This is a genomic window from Polystyrenella longa (genome assembly GCF_007750395.1).
Classification (GTDB): domain Bacteria; phylum Planctomycetota; class Planctomycetia; order Planctomycetales; family Planctomycetaceae; genus Polystyrenella; species Polystyrenella longa.
Genome location: NZ_CP036281.1, coordinates 225,569 through 248,912, shown reverse-complemented (window position 1 = coordinate 248,912; position 23,344 = coordinate 225,569). Strand labels below are relative to the sequence as shown.

Below are 23,344 nucleotides of genomic sequence, written 5' to 3'. Positions count from 1 at the left end.
TTCTCAAACTGACGAGTCCCCTATGAGTTCCGAACCTGAAGTCACTCCCGAAGAACTGGCCGCTGTTAAAAAACTGCACGAGCAATACCAGCAACTGATTGAGCAGATGCAGGGAATCATCGTCGGGCTGGACGATGTGATGGAGCAGATGCTCATTGCTATTCTTTGTCGCAGCCACTGCATTTTGCAGGGAATGCCGGGGCTGGCAAAAACATTGTTGGTCTCGACCTTATCCCAATTGCTGCACCTTGATTTCAAACGAATTCAGTTCACCCCGGACCTGATGCCGGCCGACATCACGGGAACGGACGTACTTGAAGAGGACCGCACGACCGGCAAACGGGCCTTTCGTTTTGTGAAAGGGCCCCTGTTCGGCAACATCATTCTGGCGGATGAGATCAACCGAACACCGCCGAAAACCCAAAGTGCATTACTTGAAGCAATGCAGGAACGGCAACTGACCGTGGGTGATGAAACCTACATGCTTCCCGATCCTTTTTTCGTCCTGGCGACACAGAACCCAATCGAGCAGGAAGGAACCTATTCATTACCCGAAGCCCAGCTCGACCGGTTCATGTTCAAGCTACACCTGGGTTACCCCGACTTTGCCAATGAAATTGAAATCTGCCGTCGCGCCACCACCGAATATTTGTGTGACCTGAGCCCCGTCATTACTGGTGAAGATCTTCTACAGATGCAAAAGGTTGTCCGCAGAGTCCCTGTGGCGGATCATGTCTACGAATTCGCCGTGCAACTGGCCCGCATGACTCGCCCTGAAGAGGGATTACTTCCCGATGGAATGGGAGAGATGGTTCAATGGGGAGCGGGACCCCGGGCGAGTATTTATCTACTGATGGCGGCGAAAGCTCGCGCCATTCTGCATGAACGATATCATGCCACCACCGCCGACGTCGAAGCAGTCGCGCTGCCTATCTTGCGACATCGAATCATCCCCACCTTCAACGCCGAAGCAGCGGGAGTCAGCACCGATCATGTGATTGAAGCGATTATCACGACCCTCAAACAGCAAGGCCGCACACGGGCGAATGGTCAACCGGCGCGAGTGTAAGATCGCCTTCAGTGAAGCGTCTCATGACTTAAAGAGTCGTTGTTTCATTTGAAACACAAAGTCACGAAGGAACGAAGAAAAACACGAAGAAGACAATTCCTGTTAAGAAATAAGAATTCGTCCACTAACTTCATGAGTAAACAGACATCAATAAATCCTTCGTGACTTCGAGCCTTAGTGTTGAAAGAGAATTATGATCACAAAAGAACCCTATATCCAAGACATTGACAAATAACACAACCATATCGTGGTCCAAACAAAGATCACTATTTAGAGTCACGATAAATACGCTCATTTATTTACCTCAGAGAATTACCTCCGTATGAAACTTTCCGTTCTGAAAAAGGCGTCTTGGATCAAGCGTTCTAATGACGCGGAGCCGCAACCGAAGAGCAAGAAACATACTTTGCTCGATCCGGATGTTCTGCGGCAGATAGGGCACCTGGAGTTACTGACACAGCGGGTGGTGGATGGTTTTCTGACGGGCAAACATCGCTCCACGCACAAAGGGGGCTGCTTCGAATTCGCCCAGCACCGTCCCTACACAGCGGGGGATGAAATTCGGCTGATCGACTGGCATGTCTTTGCGAAATCGGATCGATATTACATTAAACAGTTTGAGGAAGAGACGAACTTACAGGCAATGATGGTCGTTGATGCCAGTGGTTCGATGAAATACAGCGGCTCCACCATCAGCAAATTCGACTACGCCCGGCTGGCTGCCGCCTGTCTCTCACGACTGGTTCTGCGGCAACGCGATTCAGTTGGGCTCACCTTAATCGATCAATCCATTCGAAAGTTCATTCCGCCCCGCTCCAGCGCGACACATTTGCAGTCGCTACTCAGCACCTTACTCAACGAAGAGACTTCCGGAATGACCTCCCTCTCGACTTCCCTGCATGAACTGGGACGGCGAATGAAACGGAAAGGAATGATCCTGCTCTTTTCCGATTGTTTTGAAGAACTCGAACCGCTTACTCAGGCACTGCACCATCTTCGATTACGCGGTCATGAAATCCTGATTTTCCAGACGATTGCCCCCGAAGAGCTAACATTCAAATTCGACAAAATGTCCAAGTTCGAATGTCTGGAAGAGGACAACCTCATTCTCGACGTCGATCCTCATGCAGTCCGCAAAGGGTACTTGAAGCGGCTGAATGAATTCCAAACACAATTGCAAAGACGTGCTGTGGAAATGGGTTGCGAATACTTTCAATTAAACACTGGCTCCGAGTTGGGAACTGTTCTCGCTCAATACCTTTCCCGCCGTAATGCTGGCATCAAAGTCTAGGAGTCGCGTGTGAGTTTTCTCGGTTCTCTTTTTCTCTGGGCTTTGCCGTTGGCCGCTATTCCGGTGGTCATACATCTGCTGCGACGTCGCCAGCGCGAAGTTGTCAGTTGGGGAGCGATGCAGTTCCTGGCCCCGGAGATCATTCATCAGCGCCGTATGAAACGGATCGACGAGCTGATACTCATGATTCTCCGTACGCTGGTCATTCTGGGTATCATTCTTGCGATCGCACAACCCATGGTCTCCAGCGGTCTATTCGGCTTCGGGACGGTTCAAGAAGAAGTCGTACTGATCATTGATGTTTCCCTCTCTACCGACTTGGAGCAGCAAAACCAAACACTCTTCGATGAACTGAAAATAGCTGTCAACGAAGAATTGGACGAACTGAATGACGGAACACAACTCCGTGTGTTGCTTGCCGGGGAGCGGCCCGATTGGCTATATCCTGCGGCACTGGAACTTTCCAGCGATACACGCTCTCGGCTCAAACAGGATCTCAACAAGCTGGAACCGACGATGGCCAGTGCCAACCTGGGCGCTACGTTAATGTTGTCAATGGAGACCGAACCAGAACAGGACGTTTACCTGCGGAAAATCAAATTATTCACCGATGGTTTTGCGGAAGGCTGGGAGGCCGATTCGAATACGCTCTGGCAGAAGATTCGTCACCAGCAGGAACGCGCTGCCATCAGTACGTCGATTCAGGTCTGGACTCCCTCTGTCACTCCGGGAAATACATATCAGAATATTTCGCTGGAAGAAATTCGTAGTCTTCGCACACATGTCTCACTCGACGAGTTGGTTACCTTCACTGCTGTTGTACGGAATCGCGGAACACAACCGATCAAGAATGTGTCGCTCGAATGGAAGGCGAATGAAACCGACATCGGTGGGTCCAGCATTCCCAGCATTGAACCAGGCGAAACTGCCGAGGTTGATTTTGATTACGCCGCCACGGAGACGGGGATCGTGCGTGTCGAATGCAGTACCCCAGTAAAAGATGATTTAAAACTCGACAACCGTAGCGAAAGAATACTCTCCGTAGTGGAGCGAATCCCACTCCTTATTGTCAGCAGCGCCGAGAATGTTGAACCTCCTTCTGGAGGCGTACGGTTGATTCTTGCTGCTCTGGGCCAATCTTCCATCGCGCGGGAAATCGATCATTGGAAATCAGTATTTGAACCCAGATTGATCCGTTGGGAAGACCTGGAAGGCGAAAACCTGGACCCCTACGCCTGTCTGCTGTTAACGGAAGTCCCCGCTGTTTCGGAAGCAGTAATGCAGAATCTCACCCGATTCGTTCGCAATGGAGGTGGTCTCTGGATCATCCCAGGACCAGAAACGAACCTGGACAGTTTCAACGCGTCCTTTCATCGCGGCGGCGCCGGACTGGCACCTTTGCCGCTGGAAGGTCTTCGGAGTGATACTCCAACGGAACAACCATATGACGTGCTGATTCCCCCCGAACGAACACACTCGGCGTTAAACATTATCGGCGACCTGGAACGTCTCGACATCCACGAAGTCCGCTTGACGGAATACATTCGACAAGCCGCTCCTGATAATTTTCCCAGCAATCGAATCTGGCTGGAAACTGCGTCAGGCAGTCCCCTCGTTGTAGAAAACTTCCTCGGTCGGGGTCGCGTTGTTGTGCAATCGATTCCGTTCGACCTCGATTGGTCGAACCTGCCGATCTGCCGATTGTACGTGGCGATGATTCAGGAATGGTTGCTCTATCTGGCGCAGCCTTCTGCAGCCCAGCTTAATCTGGAACCGGGAGAAACATTCCGATTCAGTACGAACAGTCAGATCGAAACGAACCTGTTGGAAGTGAAGACACCACTTTCCCAAACCAAGCGACCGGCGGTTCTTCACCAAGAAGGAGAAAACCGTGTCTTCTTCGCCGACACCAGTTGGCCCGGTTCATATCAGCTTGAATTAAAATCAGAGGAGGCAGATCCCCAATTGCTGACTCCATTTTATGTCTCCCGCAACCGGGAGGAATCGACGCTGACGCCCTTAAGTGAAGCGCTGCAACAGCAGTTAATCGAACAGGGTGGACTTCAATTTGGAGAACAACAGCCTGAAGACATTAGTCGTTACGAGCAGGCTGAACCACCCCCGACCCCTTTCTGGACATACTTGCTATTAATCGCTTTGTTCTGTTTTGCTGCGGAAATGTTGTTAACCCTGTTCATCGCTCGCCGCCGTTATTCCGGAAGTTTAACTACGGAATAATAAGCCGTTTCCATTTTTAGATTTTCAGCGTCCTAAGATTACTCCGTTCTTTGTAGAGACCTCATGCCAGACGATCAGGTACAAGTCATTCAGGAAGCCGCTTTCGAGGGGCCGTTTTCGCCAACGCAGATTCTGTTGATCGGCCTGGCGATCGTTGCGCTGTTCACAGTGACGCTTTATACGGAATACCGACGGTCGGGCCGAAAGATTGTCTGGCTCTTCTGGGGATTTCGGTTCCTGGGACTCGCAGCACTATTATGGATGCTATTGGGGCCGACCTTACGTACCACCATCCGGCAGGAAACACGTCGTACCATCGCGGTTGTTGCTGACGTAAGCGAGAGTATGCAGACTATCGATCCACTCAATCCCACCCAGGATGAACGGTGGGAAGTCGCCGCCAAAGAGACAACAACTCCAACGACGGTGACCTTGCTCGACCGTTTACAACTCGACCTGAAAGCATTGCAAACAGAATTCTCGTCAACCATTCAGGCGATGCAGCAGGCGGAACCAGCTGACAAGATCCAGGAGCGTTTAAAACGGCTCCCCAACATTATTGAACGGACACAGACTCAGCTAACGGCATTACAGACTCGGCCTGATTTGCCGAACAATGCGGACCTCAGCGACCTGGATCGAATGCTAAATAATCAATTGACACCCCATCTGAAAGAAATGCAAGCCGCGTACGCTGCGGCAGACACGGTCGTCGATTACGCCCAAATCAGTCTGTTTGCCGATCTGAAGTCGGAGGTAGAAAAGGAATTGCGTGTAGTCAACCAGTTGGCTTATGACATGATTCCCGCAACGGTGGATGCCACCATTCCTGGTTCACAAAGTTCACGACTCGAAAAAGTAGAAGCCGCATTGAATTCCGCAGAGCAGGATTGGCTGAAGGATCTGACCAATCAGGTTAATGTCAAACGATACGTCTTCGACAGTTCACCAGCCGCGTTAACCCAACCGACCTGGGGGGAACAGTTGACGCTGGCGACAAGTTCGCAAACCGCTAAAGAGGCGTCTTCTAAATCAAATGCGGCCAGTGCGACTAACCTTTCAGCGATGCTCGATCTTCTCAATCAGGAAGCAGGACAACAATCGCTTTCGGCTGTCATCTTACTAACAGATGGAAAACAGACCGTCGCTACAGACCGCACCCCCGAACGGGTTGCCAATGGGCTTGGTAAACTTCCCATCTATCCGGTTCCTATTGGTAACGTTCGGAAAATCCGGGATGTCATTCTGCACGCTCCGGAAGTGCCAGCAGCCGTGATGAAGGAAGATAACATCACCTTTGAAACGATGATTGACACCATCGATTGTGAAGCTGAACTGCTCGTCGTGCGGCTGATGAAGGGAGACCAGGTTATCGACAGTCAGACGATAGACGTTCTCTCCGACCGCTCGCATCATCGCCTTAGTTTCGTTGCTCCCAAACAGGAACTTGGCCGACATGAATTCACTTTAACCGTGGAAGCGATTGAGAACGAAGCGCGAGAGGATAATAACGAGGTCACCGTTTCGGTCGATGTCGTGGATGATGAGATGCACATTCTGCTGGCGGACCAGGTTTGGCGTTGGGAATATCGATACCTCGTTAATCTGTTTGATCGCGACGAGAAAGTGACTTTCGATCAACTGGTTTTCGATCCGGAGATCACGGCAACGGGTCCTCCTTCGTTAACCTCCAGTCTTCCTCAGACGGTGGATGAATGGGCTCGTTACCGCGTGGTCATTCTGGGCGATATCGAGCCGAGTAAGTTCTCGCAGCAATCCCAGGATTCCCTGTATGAATATGTGACTCGCCGTGGAGGTAATGTGATTATCATCGCGGGGACCGAATCGATGCCGCAGCGGTACATCAATGGACCGATTGGTGAAATCCTGCCGGTCGAGACTTCCCCCTTCCCCGTGAACAACAACAAAGGTTATGCATTACAACTGACTCCTGCAGGCCAGAACATGGGTGCCCTCAATCTGACGGGTAATTCGGGCGGCAATAATCAGAAGCTTTGGGAAGAAACCAGTCGGACGATGCCGATCTATTACCTTTCACCCTTTTCGATTCCCAAACCAACCAGTCACAATCTGATTTCCGTTGCCAGTCTGTCTGGTTCCAATTTTCTGCAGCAGCAGGGCGAGACCCCTTCGTTCCTCTGTTGGCATTTGGTCGGTAAAGGATCCGTCACCTATATTTCCTCGCCGGCGACCTATCATTTGCGTGCCCGTAAGGGAGATCTCTACCATCACCGCTTCTGGGGACAACTGCTTCGTAGTGTCGTCGCACGAGATATTTCGAGCGGTTCCCAATACGTAAAGATTCGCACGGATAAAGAGAATTACAATAGTGGGGAACCGGTTGAAGTCGAGGTCACCTTATCCGACCCTCAACAACGACCCGTTACCGATGGCATCCTTACTGCCAGTGTCCAACAAGAGGGTCAAACGAAATCACAAGTTGAGCTCCGTGCGGATCAGCAGATCCCCGGAAGGTACCGGGGACAGTTTGCTCCTCTCAGTCCCGGCGATTACGAAATCCAGGTTGAAGGTGCGAAAGTGAGCGAATTACTCGCTCAGGAAGAATTCGAAGGAACTCCGTCTGTTCCCATTCGATTCGATTCACCCGTAACGGGAGAGTTGGTAGATACCCGTTGCGACCTGACGACGTTAGAACAACTCGCGCAATTGACGGGCGGAATTGTAATTCCTCCCACCTCGATGAGCGAGGTCGCTTTTTTGACGGACTTGAAACCGTTGGTGACTGAAGAAATCCAGCGACAGGCGACCTGGCCAAGCTGGTCGATTCTGGGGTTACTTTGTGGATGTCTGATTATCGAATGGACCATCCGCAAACGGGTCGGTCTGGCGTAATATTTTCTGCTGGCAAACAAGATCTCCTTTTAATAACACATTCCCTCGGTATGAGGATCTGAACGATGGCGAGCAACCTGACAGCCAATATGCTTCCTGCGGAAATCAACCAGAAGTTGAACGCAGTTGAGCACCGGACCATGCTGACTCGAATTCAAACCGGGCTATTGAAAACAGCAGCCTGTTTTCTGGCCCTGCTGCTGCTTAGCATGCTGATCGATGGTTCGCTGGTGTTGTTCCATACATCCGTCCGTTTAATCCTTACACTCACAGTTCTCGGTCTGACAGGAGTAGTTCTCTGTCTGAAAGTAATCCAACCCTACCTCAAACGGGATTCACTGGATCAGGTTGCAAGGCAGGTGGATCTTTCCGTTCCCGAACTGGAAGAACGGTGGTCGACCATCCTGAATCTGAGCGGGCGACATACTTCAGGAACAAGCACAGCCGTTATGCTAGATCAGGTCCGTAGTGAGGCCCAGGATCGTGGCCGGTTTGTGAATCCGGAACAAATTGTTGACCGACAAGAATTACTCCAGTGGCGTAATATTTTGCTCGCACTCGCCGCCGCCTTGCTGATTCCGTTTTTATTCGCGCCGATGCAGATGTTGGTTCTGCTCTCGCGTTTCTGGTTACCGTTTGCGGATATCAGCCTCGTCAAACTCGATTCTCAAAATAAGAACCTCATCGTCCCTATCGAGGAGAGCCTGACCCTCTCAACCTTGTTGACTTCAGGCGACGCCAACGAAGCGATGCTTTTCATCACTCCCGATGGAGAGGGAGAGCAACAGATTTCGCTTTCTCTGGTGACCGAGGGAGTCGAAAGCCCTCGTTATCTGCATCAAATCAAATCGGTCGCACAACCTTTCACCTATCGATGGCGGGCGGGTGACGGGCAAACGGAATTATACCGAGTCGACATCGCCGAACGTCCCGAATTCGAACAGATCAAATTCAAACTGACGCCTCCCGCGTATACGGAACTGCCCAAAGAGAACTTAAACGAACTTCCCCCACGCGTTCGGGCAGTAAAAGGAAGCCAGTTGTCCATCGAGTTCCGGATCTCTCAACCGCTAGACACGATGACATTGGACATGGCGAATAGTGATAAAGTAATACTGAATGCCATCTCTGATCGAACATTCGAGTACAACGTCGCCCTGGAGAAGTCCTTCTCCTTCTCACCACATCTGATGAACGAGTACGGACTAGCCAATCGCAAGCCTCCGCTTTGCCGCATCACCGTTTATGAAGACCGGGCCCCGGCTGTGACGATCGTCACTCCTGACGATGAGATCTCTGTCCCCGGTGACGATGTGATTGATATCGAATTCATGGCTCGCGACGACTTCGCTATCACCAAGGCGGAACTCGTTCTATATAAGGAAAACCCACTCGATCCCAATGGCCCCCCTGTTGAATCGAAAGTCATCGACATTCCTCTCGGAGAACAGCAAGACAAGTCGTATCTCAGTGCGTCCACCACACTCGACTTGAACGAACTTGATCTCCAGAACGACGACGTTCTGTCTTACGCCGTTCGTGTATACGACTCCAAGGAAAACGTCTCTAACCCGGAATCGAACGCAGACTTCAGCCCGGCTCAAACTCCGTTGCCGTCACAGAATCAACCGAATGGTCATCAACAAACCGGAGACCAAAACGGGAACAGCAAGAATAACCCGAGCACAGACCAACAAAACAATAAGGGCGCGAACTCGAACGGCAGTAAACCGAGCGACTCCGCCCAAGCGAGCTCCGAAGACTCGAAAAACTCTTCTTCTGAAAACTCACCATCTGCGAGTTCTCAACAACAAGGTTCTCAACCGCAGGGATCGCAGCAGAAGAGTTCAGAACAGACTGGTAGTCCCTCCGGTCCATCTTCGCCCCAAGATCCTTCACAGCAGAATGCAGCGGGAGAGGCGACCAACCCCTCCGAAATCAATCCGCAAGGATCAAACTCACCCTCTTCGAATACTGGGGAAGGTAAGTCGAGCAGTCCGTCAGGATCCCCGAGCCAGCAAAGTGGTGGAGCCAGTTCCGGGTCGAGTTCTGAAGGAGAGTCTCAACAGAAACCTGAACAGGAAACGCGCCAGATTAGGATTGGCGAAGAGCAGGACAATGCCGAACAAAATGTATCAGACAAATCTCAGCAGAATGGCAATGCCAACTCGCAGCAAGCGGGAAATCCATCCGGCGAGAATATGCCCAGCCCCAGCAGCCGGAACGTCCCTCAGACGAATGAAACATCGGATTCACCAGCATCGAGTCCGACTACCAACGATCAAGGCGACTTTGAACCTCTGCCGTTCTCGCCAGAAGAGAAAGAGGGGCAAGATGCCAACAAGCGTCCATCCCCTGAAGAGGTCGAACCGGGAGCGACGCCTCCGCCGAACGACATGGGTCGCCGGATGCTTGATGTGGAACAGCAGAATTCGACTTCTTCCAAACAGCGAATTATGATTGACGAATTCGCGAGTCGCTTCGAGGGACAGCGGCGAAAGAAATATCAGATGGCAATCGATCCTATTCTCAAAAAACTCAAAGAACTCCTGACCAGCGCGCAGAAGAACTCCGATCTGTACAACGAATATCTCCAGTCCAGCACAGAGACGGCCGTTGCGATTCCGCAATCGTACAAATTGACAGCCCAGCAACTGAAACAGTCGATTAGTGCGATCCAGGAACTCAAACAGAAAAGTTCAGCAACCCCCTACGCCTTCATCGGTTTACAGGTCGACTCGATCCAGGTCTCCCATGTCGAACCCGCTGCAGATTTGTGGGGCGATTTACTTAAGCTGGAAACGAAAGAAGAGCGGCAACCGCTCGTTGATAAAACGATTTTCCATATTGAACGCGCACTCGTTTTGCTGGAACAACTCACTCGCAAGTACGAGAACGTCAAGCGGGATGAAGAAATTGCCGACAAAGTGGAACGCATCGATAAACTGTATCAAGTTTATCTCGAAGACTCTTTGACGATGCTGGGCAATGAAAAGCCGGTCAACAATGTCACTGAGGGAAAACCGTTCGACACGGAATTCAGCGATGAATACTTACAGAAGCTGGAAGAGATCCTGAAAAAACGACAGGAAATCTACGCCGAGTTGGCCAAGATTCTGGCGGAAGATCCACGTTTGTTAAAACGATTTATGGATTCAGTGGAAAACCAGACGACTCTCCTCCGAGAGCAACTTTCCGAGATGAATCTGGCACAGCAACGGATCACCCGGGAAGGTGAATACTGGATCGAATATCAAAAACGGGTGAAAGCGGCGGATGAAGCATCCGCTGAAGAGGGAAGCGAGAAAACGGATCGCCCCTTCCCCAAAGCTCTACTCGAACGACACCAGCAACAGGTCTATAGTCTGGTAGAATCTTCAGGCGCAATTCATGACAAATTCGTCACTTGGCTTCCTAAACAAATCGACGGGGCCGAAGCGGATATCAAGAAGTTCAACGACCGAGCCGCGGCCTTGACCACTCAGGCCAATGAACTCATTGAGACTGAAAATTCAGAACAGGCGGCGCGGGCAAAAGAATTGATCGCTGCTTATGAAGAGTTCCAGAACGAAATCAATGAAATTTATCCTAATGCGAGCAATGAACTCAAAGAGCACTTAGGCAACCGTGTCGCGCAGATTGATGAACTCAATCAGGATCTGGAAAGTTGGGTTGAGTCCGCTGAAGCTTATGGTAAAGGGGATTATTTAGGCGCAGCCGAAATCGATCAGTTCAATCTGCTTGATGAAACATTCGTCTTCGTCAGTAAGTTTCAGGCATTGGAGCCTCAACTGGCCGGATTTCCTTCGGAGGTTCGAAAGATGGCAGCAGACCTGAAACGAAAACTGCAAATCGATGCCGCAGCCGCGATGACCAGTAGCGAAACGGCTCTCTTTCAGGACAAACTTGAAGAATCACTCGAACATCAACAGCAGGCACACATAGAACTCGATGCGGCCGAAAAGCTGTTTGACGCCATGCTCGACCGGATGATGGAAGAGATAAATAAACAGGAATCCGGCACACCAGATCCGGATGATTTAGAGGTCGGTTTCACGTTAGAAGACTTACTGGCGATGTTGGAGCGTGAAAGACTCTCCCAGGAAAGAACACTCCTGGCAATTCTACGGCGCCCTTCCAATCTGCAATTGATCATGGACTGGATGAACCCTTCTGCCGGCGGTGCAGGTGGTGGAATGGGGGGAATCGTGAGTGCTCAATTTCAGCAGCAGCGACTCAACCGACTGCAGAGTGATTTACTCAAGAATGCGCAGGCACAACGGAATCAATCGGGAGCTCGCCAGACTGACTGGAACAAACTCATCTCCACCCTCGAAGAAGGAATGAAGCAAAACCAGGGCAAGCTGACTCCCGAACAATACCGTGCTGCTATCGACCAGTACTTTGAAGTCCTCGCCCGCGAACTGGCAGAAGAACGGTAGCCGTTCTGTAAATCTCCCTGAAACCCTCTGTCGGGTCAAACAGCCCTTTATTTGACACCCTCGCACAGGGCCTCAACCGAGTCCAGGATAGGTTCTACTCCAGAACGAACTCGGCTGTTGACTCTTCACCGGCAGAGTTCAGTTTAATGATCACCTGCGGTCGTTTGTTTTCAGAAGAGGCAGTCGGCGATGTAATGACTTCTTTTCCGTTAATGGTAAGAAGTGATTTCAGGAAATCGGGCGTTAAAGTTGTTTTGGAAATGGTCTGCACCGAGCCATCTGACATTCCGACTAACACACTCGGTTGGCCATTGCTCTGATAGGGAGCCGCGAAGCCATCTTTCGAATCGATCTCCGGTACATTCTGATAAATGAATACGTCCCTGGGTTCGGACCATTTGATTTGATCTGCGGGCGAGATAGAAGCAGCCATCAACGTGTTTGTCGTTCCATCGATGACATCGGCCAGACTTACGCCCTGCTTGAGCGCCGTCTCGAATCCGTCCCGGGTGCCGTCGTACTCTACGCCTCGCATCAAGGTTTCGTCACCGATACCGACTCCGTAATGCGCATATCTGTCCGGATTCTTGCCATACAAAGGGTCACTGTAGATGATCATGTTGATCTCGGAAATGCCTTGGTTCGCCGGGCTGTCCCACGGTTGAGTCACATCGTACAGATCATAAACGGTCTGTTGGTTTAAATAGGGCAGCAATAATGTCCGCCAGCTGTGCCATGGTTTGCCATCGGGGCCATAGATCACTCCCGGAGGGAAGCAACCATGCTCATTGGAGTAAGTGTGCATCGCGATGGCGATATCTCTGAGATTCTTTTTCGACTGCATTAGCACCGCTTCGATACGAGCCTCGTCCAGAGTCTGGTCCGACACGGGTTCGTCGGAAGGCGTCGGATCACTTAACGGGATAGTCGCCCGAAACTGTTCCACAAATTCGTTAGAAACATTGTCGGGACGGAAGGCGAGTAAGACGTGGTCGGTCGTTAATTTATCCAAACCCTGATTCAACTTAATTTTCACGTCGCCCTCGTCCGGTAACTGTATGAACTTCCCTGTGGTCAGGTACCCTTCGTCACCCTGTCGCTGGCGAAACATGATGAAGTAGTTCGACTCGCGATTGATCTCGGACGAATGACTGTCCCAGCTACTGAGAACGACCTCCCCTTCCTCGGAAATCGCTCCCACCTTTCCATCGCCGATTGCCCCCATCTCCTGCTGAGGAATACGCAACAGACCGCTGTCAACCTGCTCACTTGTGGTTACTTTTGGTCGGGCTGCTGGACTGTCCCCCAAATCTTCTTCCGTAGAACTACAACCGACGACGGACATCACCAGGACCAGCAAACCCAATCGAACGAAAAAAGAAGGCATAGGAAACAACCTGATTGAAGAGAGGTAGCTGAAAGGAATTATTCCCAAACTCGTTTAAAGCTGGCTGTCGAGTTTTCGCCATCGGCAGTAATCGTGAGATAGGTCACCGGATGTTTATCTTTGGGAACATCCTGAATAATCTCACCACCGCCCGCGGAGACATAGGCCGCCAGGCGTTCTTTGCCAAGTTCATAGCCATCAAACACTCGTACAGAACCATCGCAGAAGAGAGCGATCAGTCGTTCTGTTCCATTGATGTCGATCGTCGAAAATCCATCTTTTGAGTTTAATTCGGGCACATTGGGATTCACGAATACGTCCTGTGGTTTCGTCCAGGGAATTTCCGCTTCCGAAGCGACCGAAGCGACTAGCAACGTATTCGAAGTTCCGTCGGTCATATTCTGGATTTTGGTTCCTTCGAATAATGCCTTTTCAAAGCCTTCTTTAGTTCCATCGAACTCAATCCCATTCAAGGCTCCTTTTTCACCAACAGTGGAAATATAGTGGGTGTAGTTATCCGGGTTTTCACCACGTAACGGATCCGAATAAACCGGAACTATAACGTCCAGAACTTTCATGTTCGTTTCGCTATCCCAGGGCTGCGTGATATCGTACGTGTCATACAGATTCTGTTGTTCCAGGAAGGGAAGCAGCAGCGTTCGCCAACTGTGCCAGGGTTTCCCATCGGGACCATAAAGTACGCCGGGAGGAAAGCAACCGTATAGGTCATGGTAATTGTGAAACGCCAACCCAATCTGCTTCAAGTTATTGCGTGACTGAGATACCTGTGCCTGGGTTCGAGCGGCTTCAATTGGATCTGCATCACCAGAGTCTTCTTTATTGGGATCGTTCAACGGCACCATTCCTGAAAACTGCTTCATGAACTCTGGCGTCGCGGCTTTGGGATTGAATACGATCACCGGCGCGTTTTCGAGGAACTCGGAGTAACCTTTATCCAGTTTTAATGTTGCTGAACCTTCTTCGGGCAGTTGCGTGAAATGTCCTTTGGTTAGATAACCGGGCGATTCGCGATTGATGGAGAGCAGGAAGTATTCAGCTTCCAGTTCAGGAGAGAATTTTGCGTCTCGAGTTTCCCAGTTGTTCACTTTCAATTCGCCCTCTTCGCTGAGTGATACGAGCATGCCTGCTCCCAACGGCTGCATCTCTTCGGACGATTCAGGAATGGTCAGCGTCATCACGTCGCCGTCCGTTTTCATCTCGCTCGTTTTCACTGGTGCTTTTGAACTGGGTTCCACAGCAGCAGCCGGGCCTTTCTCCGGCAGCATCTCTTCTGGTTCAATTACGACTTCCGGTAAAGGGTCAGTTTGGACGGACGATTCCTGAGATTCAGTTGTAGTAGGTGTATCAGGCTCTGTACTGCATCCGATGAAAAACAACATAGCGAACGCACACATGGAACAACGGTAGAGATGGAACATGGTCGTCTCCCTGAAAAAGAACTTGAACGTGGATCGAAAGTGAGGTGCGACAAAAGCTATTCTATTAGCATACGGAACGGGAGGCTATCTCAACGATTGGCTTTTCTCATAATTGACTAAAAAAGCGAAACCGGTTGAGAACCGATTTCGCCTGTCAGAAACTCTGTATTTAATCGTGAGCACCTATTAAACAGTAATCACGTCGCCCACTTCCATCACTTTCGCCTTGGCATCCGTCTCGCCGCCAACACGGATCGCCCAGTCGTGCGGGTTCTGTTCGATAGGAGGCCACGTGTTGTAATGACAGGGGATGACGAGTTTGGGATCAAGGAACCGGATCGCCTGTAACGAATCATCTGGTCCCATCGTGAAGTTATCGCCGATAGGCAGAATCGCCAGATCGAGTTCCGCTTCGCCGATCAGTTTCATGTCGGAGAAGAGTGCCGTGTCACCAGCAACATAGATTGTTTTCCCGGGGAGTTTGAATAACAAACCACATGGACTTCCGCCGTTTGAGCCATCGGGCAACATGGAACCGTGATGTGCGACCGTCAGTTTCAAGTATCCGAAAGGATGCTGGAAGCCGCCTCCCTGATGTTGAGCATGCACGTTTTTGACGCCTTGAGCAGTGAGCCATTCGGCAATCTCATAATTCGCGATCACCAGTGCACCGGTTCGTTTGGCAATTTCCACCGTGTCACCGACATGATCTCCATGACCATGCGTTATTACGATGACGGTCGGATTCATCTCTTCCGCTGTCTTCTTCGCTTGCGGATTACCGGTTAAGAAGGGGTCGATTAAAATTCGGTGTTCTCCTGACCGAATTTCAAACGTACTGTGCCCCAGGAATTCAATTTGAACACTCATGATGTCACTCTTTATTTGGATCTCATATGACGGGTTAAGAAGCAATCAGACAAACGAGAGCCGGATTATTTGCCGTACAGAATTTCGCCCATGTTCTGTTTGTAGGCTTCCACGCCCGGTTGCCCGTAGGGATTAATGCCAATCAGCCGCCCTTCGACGACAGTCGCCAACATCATCATTTGCAGTGCCTGGCCGAGTGCATAAGCGTCGAGCTTCGGAAAGACCAGATCAGCGGTGGGACGATTCACTTCGGCGTAAGCTTTGTTGGTCCCTTTGATCGCTGCGTCCATCAGTTCCGGCATCGCTTTACCCTGCAGTCGATTCAGCTGATCCTGATCGCGATCTTCGCCCACCTGCGGTACAGAAACAGGTGCCGTGGAGGGTTCTTCCACAATCACATTCGTAATTAATTTATCACGAACCCCTTCCTGATGCTGCTGTCCGCGACTGTGCAAGTCGCGAGTGTTCACGACGGTTAACGGCAAGGCCCCTTTTTCTTCTTTGCCAATACTCTCGGCCAACAGTTGATCGTACCAGAGACCGAAAGCTTCCAGCCGAGAACCCCAAGTGGAAAGAATGCGGGTCGACAGACCTTTGTTCTTTTCGAGTAGATGACAGACGCCCGTGTAATCGAGCACGGGATTTTCACCGATGGGGGCCGTGCGGAAGCGCTCGGTCATATCCGCTGCGCCCTGTAAAAGCGCATCGATATCGACACCCATTACTGCTGCGGGGAAGAGACCAACCGCCGTGAAAACGGAAAACCGTCCGCCGACGCCATCTGGTATTGGGAAGATCGCCGGGTAACCAGTGGCGTTGGCAAGATCACGGAGCTTGCCAGACTCCCCCGTGATGGGCACGACCAGCTCGGTCACCTCTTTCGATTCTGCACCATAGGTTTTTTCCAGAGCATCACGGAACAGACGAAAGGCGACTGCCGTCTCTAATGTTCCTCCCGATTTACTGATGACCGTCATCCCCCAGCGATTTTCAATCGGGGAATTGTTCGAACTGGCCTGCAGGACTTCCAGCAGACCGGCGGTCTCATCATTATCGATGTTATTCCCTGCGAAATATAATCGAGGAATGCCACCTCGAGCGGATCGGGAGAGTTCATTGTGGTACGGGTGACAGAGCCCTTCAAACAGGGCTCGCATTCCCATATAGGAACCACCAATTCCCAGGACAAGGAAACGATCGATCATGGGCTGCAAACCCTTAGCAACCGCTTTGATCTGTCCGAGCAGACTTTGTTCCCCTTGGGACTTCTGCTCTTCCAGCAGATTCGTCGGCAGCATGATGAAACCGGCATCAAGCGGTTGTTTGTCTGCTGGAACTTTTTCTCCCGATGTGAGCAGGTCGACATCGGCGAGCGTTTCCTGGCGGGCCGCGTCCAGTTGGGGTTTCAGGTTCTCCCAATCGGCGGCGGGAATTTGTGAAAACGCGGGTTCAACTTTGTATTCGAGCGGCGTGCTCATCAATTCGATCCAGTTCTGCTGTTAGACAAGATGGAATAGCCAGACAGAAATTCTGCTTGAGTAGCTGGTATTCATCTTACAGAAGTTGGATACAGGGATGAAGGTACGCCCGATGGGAAATTCGGCGTGATTGGGCAGACGGTCAATCGGAAGTCGGACCGGATGTCCGCAGGCGAACATACGTATCACGAGCATTGAGCAATCCGGAGCGGCACCGCTTACGGAGATAGTCGCGTCCGTATCGCCGTAACAGCTGATCCCATACGAGCACCATCATGAATCCGATGGCGATGCCCATTAAATTTGCAATCATGTCGTACGGGTCGCAGGTCCGATTGGGAACGAAAAGTTGCAACAGCTCTGTAATAATTGCAAAAGAGATCGCTCCTTTGACTCCGTTCGCCCGCTGCGCCGGTGAACACAAACTTAGTATAAAAAACGAAACCATGCTGAAAACAGACAGGTGAATAATCAAGTCGCCCCTGAGAGTCTGATCCTGCAATTCATCCAGACTTTGCGGTGGATTAGGCGTTAACAGGCACCAGGCAACCATCAGGAGCAACAGGGCACAACAGACACGAGCCCATGGCGCGCGAAGTTCTGGCAGGGGAATGTTTTGCTCCATGGGATCCTCAATTCGTGTAAAAGCGGGGCATTCAGGCAACTAGGACTTACTCGGCAATATGCAAAAAGCTTGCCGAAAAGAGAAACTATTTCGTCTGCCCCGGTCGTCCTGCCTCAATCCGCTCCGTTTCCCGGTTTGAACAATTCAGCGCAGGTCCTCCTTGCCGAGAATAACAGACAGCGAGATCGTCTGTGGACAAAATATGTCCTTCGCGCACTGAGAACAGCCGAGAAGTGTTCGCCCGAGCACAATTCTAACGGTCACATCAAGTTTGCCAGAGACTCGTATTGCCTGACGCTGGAATGACTACACGAACATCATGCTGACGAGCATCTCGTTCGACATGAAATCCCCCATAAAGAATGGAGCTATGTGGGATGTCCACCCTTTCCGAAGAGACAACCTTTCCTATGGATGAGAACGATGTCCTGTTAGTTCTGATGCCTGTAGATCAAACCGCCGACTGGCCCGCACTGGCCATTCGTCACGGCGTCTCCACCATCGGTCGTACAGATGACAATACGCTCGTACTCCAAGCCGAAGGTGTAGAGGCGTATCACTGCTCGATTTCCGTGATTGACTCCCGCGTCGAAATTGATGCCCACGGTTCGTCGATACAGATCAATCAGAACAGTGTTGAAAAAGCGGAATTAAAGCCAGGCGATCTTCTCACCTTGGGAACAGTCGAATTTACAGTTGTCTCCACAGATGCGTTCCTGGAAAAGGGCGATCTCTCCTCTCTGGTCATCAACTCTCCTACCGAGTCTGCTCACTCGTCAGCCTCCTCTGCCGAAGAAAAGTCATCGACCGATATGAATATTGACGATCTACTGAGTCCTGAGGAACTCTTCGGTGACGGAGATGATTCTACGGAACCGAAAGACTTCTCCGAACCCGAACTGGCTTCTCCGGAAGAATTTGTCAACCTCGACGGTGCTGAAGACGAGCTGGAAGTAGATGAAGATCTGCTCGCCAGCATTATGTCTGCGCCCGACGTGGAAGAGACCGAAGTCCCCGAGATCGAAGAAGTTGCCGACCTGGATCAGGACGCACAACTGCAGGACAATTTGGAGCAAATTGAAACAGTATCTTCAATTGAGCCGACAGAAGAAGTAGCGGAAGAAACAGCAGAACTGGAATCCGTAGACGAAACAGATATTTCTGTCGAATCGTTATTGGAAGAAGAGGCTGCGACGTCCGAAGAAGCTAGCAGTGAGTCTGATCTCGTCGAGGATAGCCTACCCATCTCGGAAGAAAGCCTGATCGAAGAGAGTGTTCCTGCAGAGGAAGAAAGTGAAGAAGACGAAGTTGCCGAAATCGTCGAAGAGGAAGTCGTAGCTTCGCTCGAGTCCGAGAAAGTTCTGGAGGAACAAGTCGGCGAAGAAAATGAAACAGAGCTCAACGGAGACATGGCCGCCCTGCTCGCTTCAATCGAAGGACAGAACACTCCACCCGCTGATGTAGAGCCTGCAGACGATGCAGTGACTGTAGACGACATCCACCAGCTATATGTCAATAAAGAAGAGCAGGAGAAGGCCACCCTGGATACAAGCAGCGAAGAGCCCTCCTCGACCACTCCAAGCGACGAGACGACATTGGAATCGACGGACGAACCTGAAGCGACCAACGATGAAGCTAGTGAGGATGATATCGACGAGGTTCTGTCTGAATCGAATACCGCTCTGGAATTGTCCCTGGACCTGAGAGAAGAATCGATTCGCGATCAAGCCGAAAACAATCTATTGGAACAAACCTCCTCACTCCGTTCGGAAATGGATACGGCGCTGGAACCTGAGAGCGGAGCCGACGAACTGGCTGAACTTGAAGAAACAGAAGAAATGCCCGAACCCGAAATGGCAATGGCATCACTGCCCGAAGAAGACCTGACCGCCGAAGCAGATACGGACTCGCTCGAAGCGACCTCATTACTCGATGCGCTGAATGAAAACGAACAGGCAATCGACAGCGACGATGCTGGCGAGGAAGCAACGATGGACACGTCGATGCTGGCGGAGAAAGATCACTCCAATTCACCACAGACTGAGACGCTTGAGAAACCCTCTGAGCTGTCGAGCAGTCAGGATCAAGCTCTTGTTTCACATCAGTCTGAACGGAGTATGCCATCTGCTTCGCAATCGCATGACTCGTCTTCTGAATCAATCAATCAACTGAAACAGGATCTGGAACGCCAGTTGACCTCTTTGCAGGGCCAACTTCAGGCGCAGCAGTCGAAGATCGAAGAGAACCTGAATCAGCAGTCGGAACAGGTTAATAAAGTCGCTCTTTGGCAACAGCGTTCGGCAGAAGCGATTGCTCGTGTCCATGAAGCGGACGAAAAAGAGAAATTCATCCAGGACCAACTGGCTGCATTACAGGAAGAAGCGACACGCGCTATTGAACGCCGATTAGAGATCGACCGCGAAATCCAGAAAGAACGGGATCAGCTGGCCCGCAGTCGCAATCAGGCAACGATGGAGGAGGCGTTGACGAGAGAAAGCCTTGAGAAATTGCATACTGAAGATTTGCGACTGCAATCGTTTCAGAAAGAGATTCAAGCGACTCAGAAATCGATTCAGTTACAACAACAGCGGGCGGAACAGTTGCAGAGCACGCTCAAAGAACGCGAACAGGATCTGACGACCCGACGTTCCGAAATCGAACAATTTCAACAGGACCTGAAAGCACGCGAGCAGGATTTACTCGATCAGGAAGCTGCCCTGAAATCGCAGCATGACGAATACGAACAGGCTCGCGCCCGCTGGGAAGCGGAGCGTCACCAGAAAAACGAAGAAATCAAAGCCCGTATGCAGGGAGCGGCGCACTGGGAACAGGCATTGTCCGCACGGGAAGAAGAAATCGAAACCCGTTCGGATCGAATCAGCGATTACGTCGTCGCGGAAAAAGATCGTTTGCAGACAACCCGTGAAGAACTGAAACGGTTGAAAGGAGAAGTGCGTGAACTGGAATCTCAGAAAGATAATTTGACCAGCCGGGAAGCCAATCTTCAGACGCAAGCGGCGGAATGGGAGCAACGAACTCAGGATCTCTCTGCGGAGGAGTCGCGACTCAACAAACAGGAAGACGACCTGCACCTGCGAGAAGAAGAGCTAACGCGTTCGTTGAAATCACTGGAAGAACAACAGGCCAAGTTTAAAGACAAGACCAGCTTGGAATCAGAGCGACTAGATCATCAGCGCGATGAATTGCTGTCGCTGGAAAAACAGATCAAAGAACAGAAAACGGAACTGAACTCGCTTCAGGACCGTTTAGCGGACGAACGCAAACAGCTTGAGCAGGACCGCGCCACGCTTGAAGCCGAGCAGGATCTGTTTGAAGAAGAAAAACTGGATTTGGATGGTGAACGGAAGCGGCTCCAGAAATGGGAAGCCTCCATTGATACCCATATCGCTGATGAATTGACCCGTCGTCTTGCTACAGATCGGGAATCGCTCGAACAGGAGCGATCTCTATACAATGAGACGACCAGCGAACTTACCGATAAAGAACATCAGATTGCAGCAGCGGAGCGTAAACTTTCTGAAGCGATGGTCCGTTTGGATAAACTGGAAAAGGACAATACTCACCTTCAGAAAGAGAAGTCCCGCTTAGAGAAAGAACTCGAAGCATCCGAAAGCCGACGCGATCAGGTGCAATCGATGCTCGATCAGAACCTCGATCAACTCGATGAATTGAAAGAAAAGATCGAGCTGGAGCGATCGGCGTTACTCGAAGCAGAAATGAAACAGATGGAAAGCGAGAACCAGCATTCTGAAGCGCTGGAACAACTTTCCGAAAGCCTGGAAACAGCCCGCCAGCAGTTGGCCGAACTCGAAGATCGTCACGAGGACTTACAGGAGCAGCATCAACAACTGACCAATGAAAAAGAGTCCGTACAGCTGAACCGCGAAGAACTGCTGCAGCAACAGGAACAACTCGTTGACCGGTTGCAGACATTGGAAGCGGAACATGATGAGCTGAAATCGACTCAATCAGCAGACGCACAGGCCCAGCAGGCACTCGATCAGTCGGCCCACGCCGAACTGGAAGCGGTTCGTGCCGAGCTGGAAACGTTCCGCGACAATCTACTTAACGAACGAGGACAGTTGGAAGAGCAACAAAACTCTCTCGTCGATGAACGACATCAGTTGGAACTGGAACGGGATCAGGTGACGGGAAACCGCGTCGACCTGGATGCAGAACGAGAAGAGCTGGAAGAGCTCCGGGCAAAACTGGCCGAACAGAAACAGGAGATCGAAGAACTGGAATCCGCCGCACGACAACGTTTGGCAGAAGCAGCCGCCCAGCCCCTGGCAACGATTCCAACGGAAATAGAAGACTCTGGCGCCGAGTTAACAAACGAAGAATTCTCGGAAGACGAGAACCAGCAGACAGACGAGGAGGCTTATGCTCTTATGTCAGAGCCGGAAGTCGATGACTTCACCGACCCCGCTGTTGAAGCAACAGGAGTAGATCACGAATTTGACGACGTGCAGAATGAGCTGGATTCATTGTCGCCTGATTTTCTGGATGAAGTGCAGGAATTAGAGACAATTTCTGCCGCCGACTTTTCAGAGGATGATGATTCAGAAGAACTCGTAGACGAAACGTTTGTTTCCGAAGATGAACCACGCGAAGCTCCCGCTGTGAGCAAAGCCTCAGACGGACAAATGACTTCTCTGCGATCGCAACTCGCCAATTTGTTTGACATGCATGAGAACGAGGCGCAACTGGGCACTACTCAGCCGACGGAAGCCGATGAAGAAATAATGTCGGCAGAAATGCCTTCGTCACTCGGATTTGATCCAACTGATTTCGCTGATCCAGATCAATCGTTCGACTCTTTTGCTGAGCCAGAAGAGACTCCGCAGGATTCGTTCGCAGCCGAGGAAGAACAGGTCGAATCAGAACACTCCTACGCTGAAGAAAGTGCAGAAGAGCCGGAAGTCGAGAAAGCCGATGACTCTATCGAAGCGTATATGCAACGTCTTATTGAAAGAACGAAACGAGGGTCGGCGGGTGATGAGTTTGAGGAGTCTAAGAAAAAAGAGTCGCTCCTGAACAAACCATTGAAACCGAAACCAGGAACCACTTCAGGAATAACCGCACCGGTAGACGGTCCTCAAACGGAGACCGCTATTGAGGTAGAGACCAAGCAGATTAAAGAGCGGACCAAGGCTAACCCGGATGAGCTTCGTGCCAACTTGCGAACCTTGCGAGAAGTGGCCAATGCCAACGCGAGAACTGCACTGGCAACTCACTCCTCAAAAAAACTCCGAGAAACCTTGATGCTCAACCTGATCATCAGTGTAGTGGCAGTTATCATCACGGCAATCTTTGCTCTCAGCAGTTTCTGGAGTGAGGAAAGTTACACGTGGCAGACGATCGCCGCTGCAACAGTCGCATGCGGTTCATTGTTCATCTACTTCCGTTCATTCATGAAAATCAAACAGGCGGAATCGTACAGCGTAATCAAAGACAGGATGGGCGAAGGTCGTGATATGACCATCGAACAGCCAGCCGAGCTAAACATGGAGAGCGAAGACGAGATCGATACCGAACCTGTAGCCATGAATCATGAGCAGGGCCAGGAAGACGACTTTAACCCGCAGGCTTAAAAATATTAACCGGACG

11 protein-coding genes are annotated in these 23,344 nt (G+C 51.0%); 6 read left to right on the top strand and 5 right to left on the bottom strand.

Translation table 11 applies throughout. The features are described 5' to 3' along the window. Positions 1–22: 22 nt before the first annotated feature. From Pla110_RS00895 to Pla110_RS00875, 5 genes are all read left to right on the top strand, one after another. Positions 23–1,069: an AAA family ATPase gene (locus tag Pla110_RS00895; protein WP_144992272.1), complete on the top strand. Its 1,047-nt coding sequence runs from the start codon at positions 23–25 to the stop codon at positions 1,067–1,069. A 322-nt stretch (positions 1,070–1,391) separates the two neighbouring features. Then, positions 1,392–2,360: a DUF58 domain-containing protein gene (locus Pla110_RS00890; RefSeq protein WP_144992270.1), complete on the top strand. Its 969-nt coding sequence runs from the start codon at positions 1,392–1,394 to the stop codon at positions 2,358–2,360. Between the two features lie 9 nt (positions 2,361–2,369). Beyond that, positions 2,370–4,598, top strand: a complete 2,229-nt coding sequence (locus Pla110_RS00885; RefSeq protein ID WP_144992268.1) for a BatA domain-containing protein — start codon at positions 2,370–2,372, stop codon at positions 4,596–4,598. 63 nt (positions 4,599–4,661) lie between these two features. Further along, a complete protein-coding gene (locus Pla110_RS00880; RefSeq protein ID WP_144992266.1) occupies positions 4,662–7,472 on the top strand; it encodes a hypothetical protein in 2,811 nt (936 codons plus the stop codon). A 65-nt stretch (positions 7,473–7,537) separates the two neighbouring features. Next, the gene (locus Pla110_RS00875; protein WP_144992264.1) at positions 7,538–11,914 is read left to right on the top strand and encodes a hypothetical protein; all 4,377 of its coding nucleotides are present in this window, start codon (positions 7,538–7,540) and stop codon (positions 11,912–11,914) included. A 94-nt stretch (positions 11,915–12,008) separates the two neighbouring features. Here the strand turns inward: Pla110_RS00875 and Pla110_RS00870 are convergent, their stop codons facing one another. The 5 genes from Pla110_RS00870 to Pla110_RS00850 form a co-directional block, all read right to left on the bottom strand. Continuing rightward, positions 12,009–13,301 (bottom strand): DUF1559 family PulG-like putative transporter, encoded by a 1,293-nt coding sequence (locus Pla110_RS00870; RefSeq protein ID WP_144992261.1) that lies wholly within the window; start codon positions 13,299–13,301, stop codon positions 12,009–12,011. Between the two features lie 38 nt (positions 13,302–13,339). Further along, the gene (locus Pla110_RS00865; RefSeq protein WP_144992259.1) at positions 13,340–14,740 is read right to left on the bottom strand and encodes a DUF1559 family PulG-like putative transporter; all 1,401 of its coding nucleotides are present in this window, start codon (positions 14,738–14,740) and stop codon (positions 13,340–13,342) included. Positions 14,741–14,926: 186 nt separating this feature from the next. Continuing rightward, on the bottom strand, positions 14,927–15,610 hold the full coding sequence (locus tag Pla110_RS00860) for a metal-dependent hydrolase (RefSeq protein WP_144992257.1): 684 nt from the start codon (positions 15,608–15,610) through the stop codon (positions 14,927–14,929). A 65-nt stretch (positions 15,611–15,675) separates the two neighbouring features. Further along, positions 15,676–17,088 (bottom strand): glucose-6-phosphate isomerase, encoded by a 1,413-nt coding sequence (locus Pla110_RS00855; protein WP_144992255.1) that lies wholly within the window; start codon positions 17,086–17,088, stop codon positions 15,676–15,678. 142 nt (positions 17,089–17,230) lie between these two features. Further along, on the bottom strand, positions 17,231–17,713 hold the full coding sequence (locus tag Pla110_RS00850) for a VanZ family protein (protein WP_144992253.1): 483 nt from the start codon (positions 17,711–17,713) through the stop codon (positions 17,231–17,233). A gap of 377 nt (positions 17,714–18,090) precedes the next feature. On the opposite strand from Pla110_RS00850, the gene Pla110_RS00845 reads away from it, so the two are divergent. Beyond that, positions 18,091–23,328 carry an FHA domain-containing protein gene (locus Pla110_RS00845; RefSeq protein ID WP_197440420.1) on the top strand — a complete coding sequence of 1,746 codons (5,238 nt, stop codon included), beginning with the start codon at positions 18,091–18,093 and terminating at the stop codon, positions 23,326–23,328. Positions 23,329–23,344: the final 16 nt, after the last annotated feature.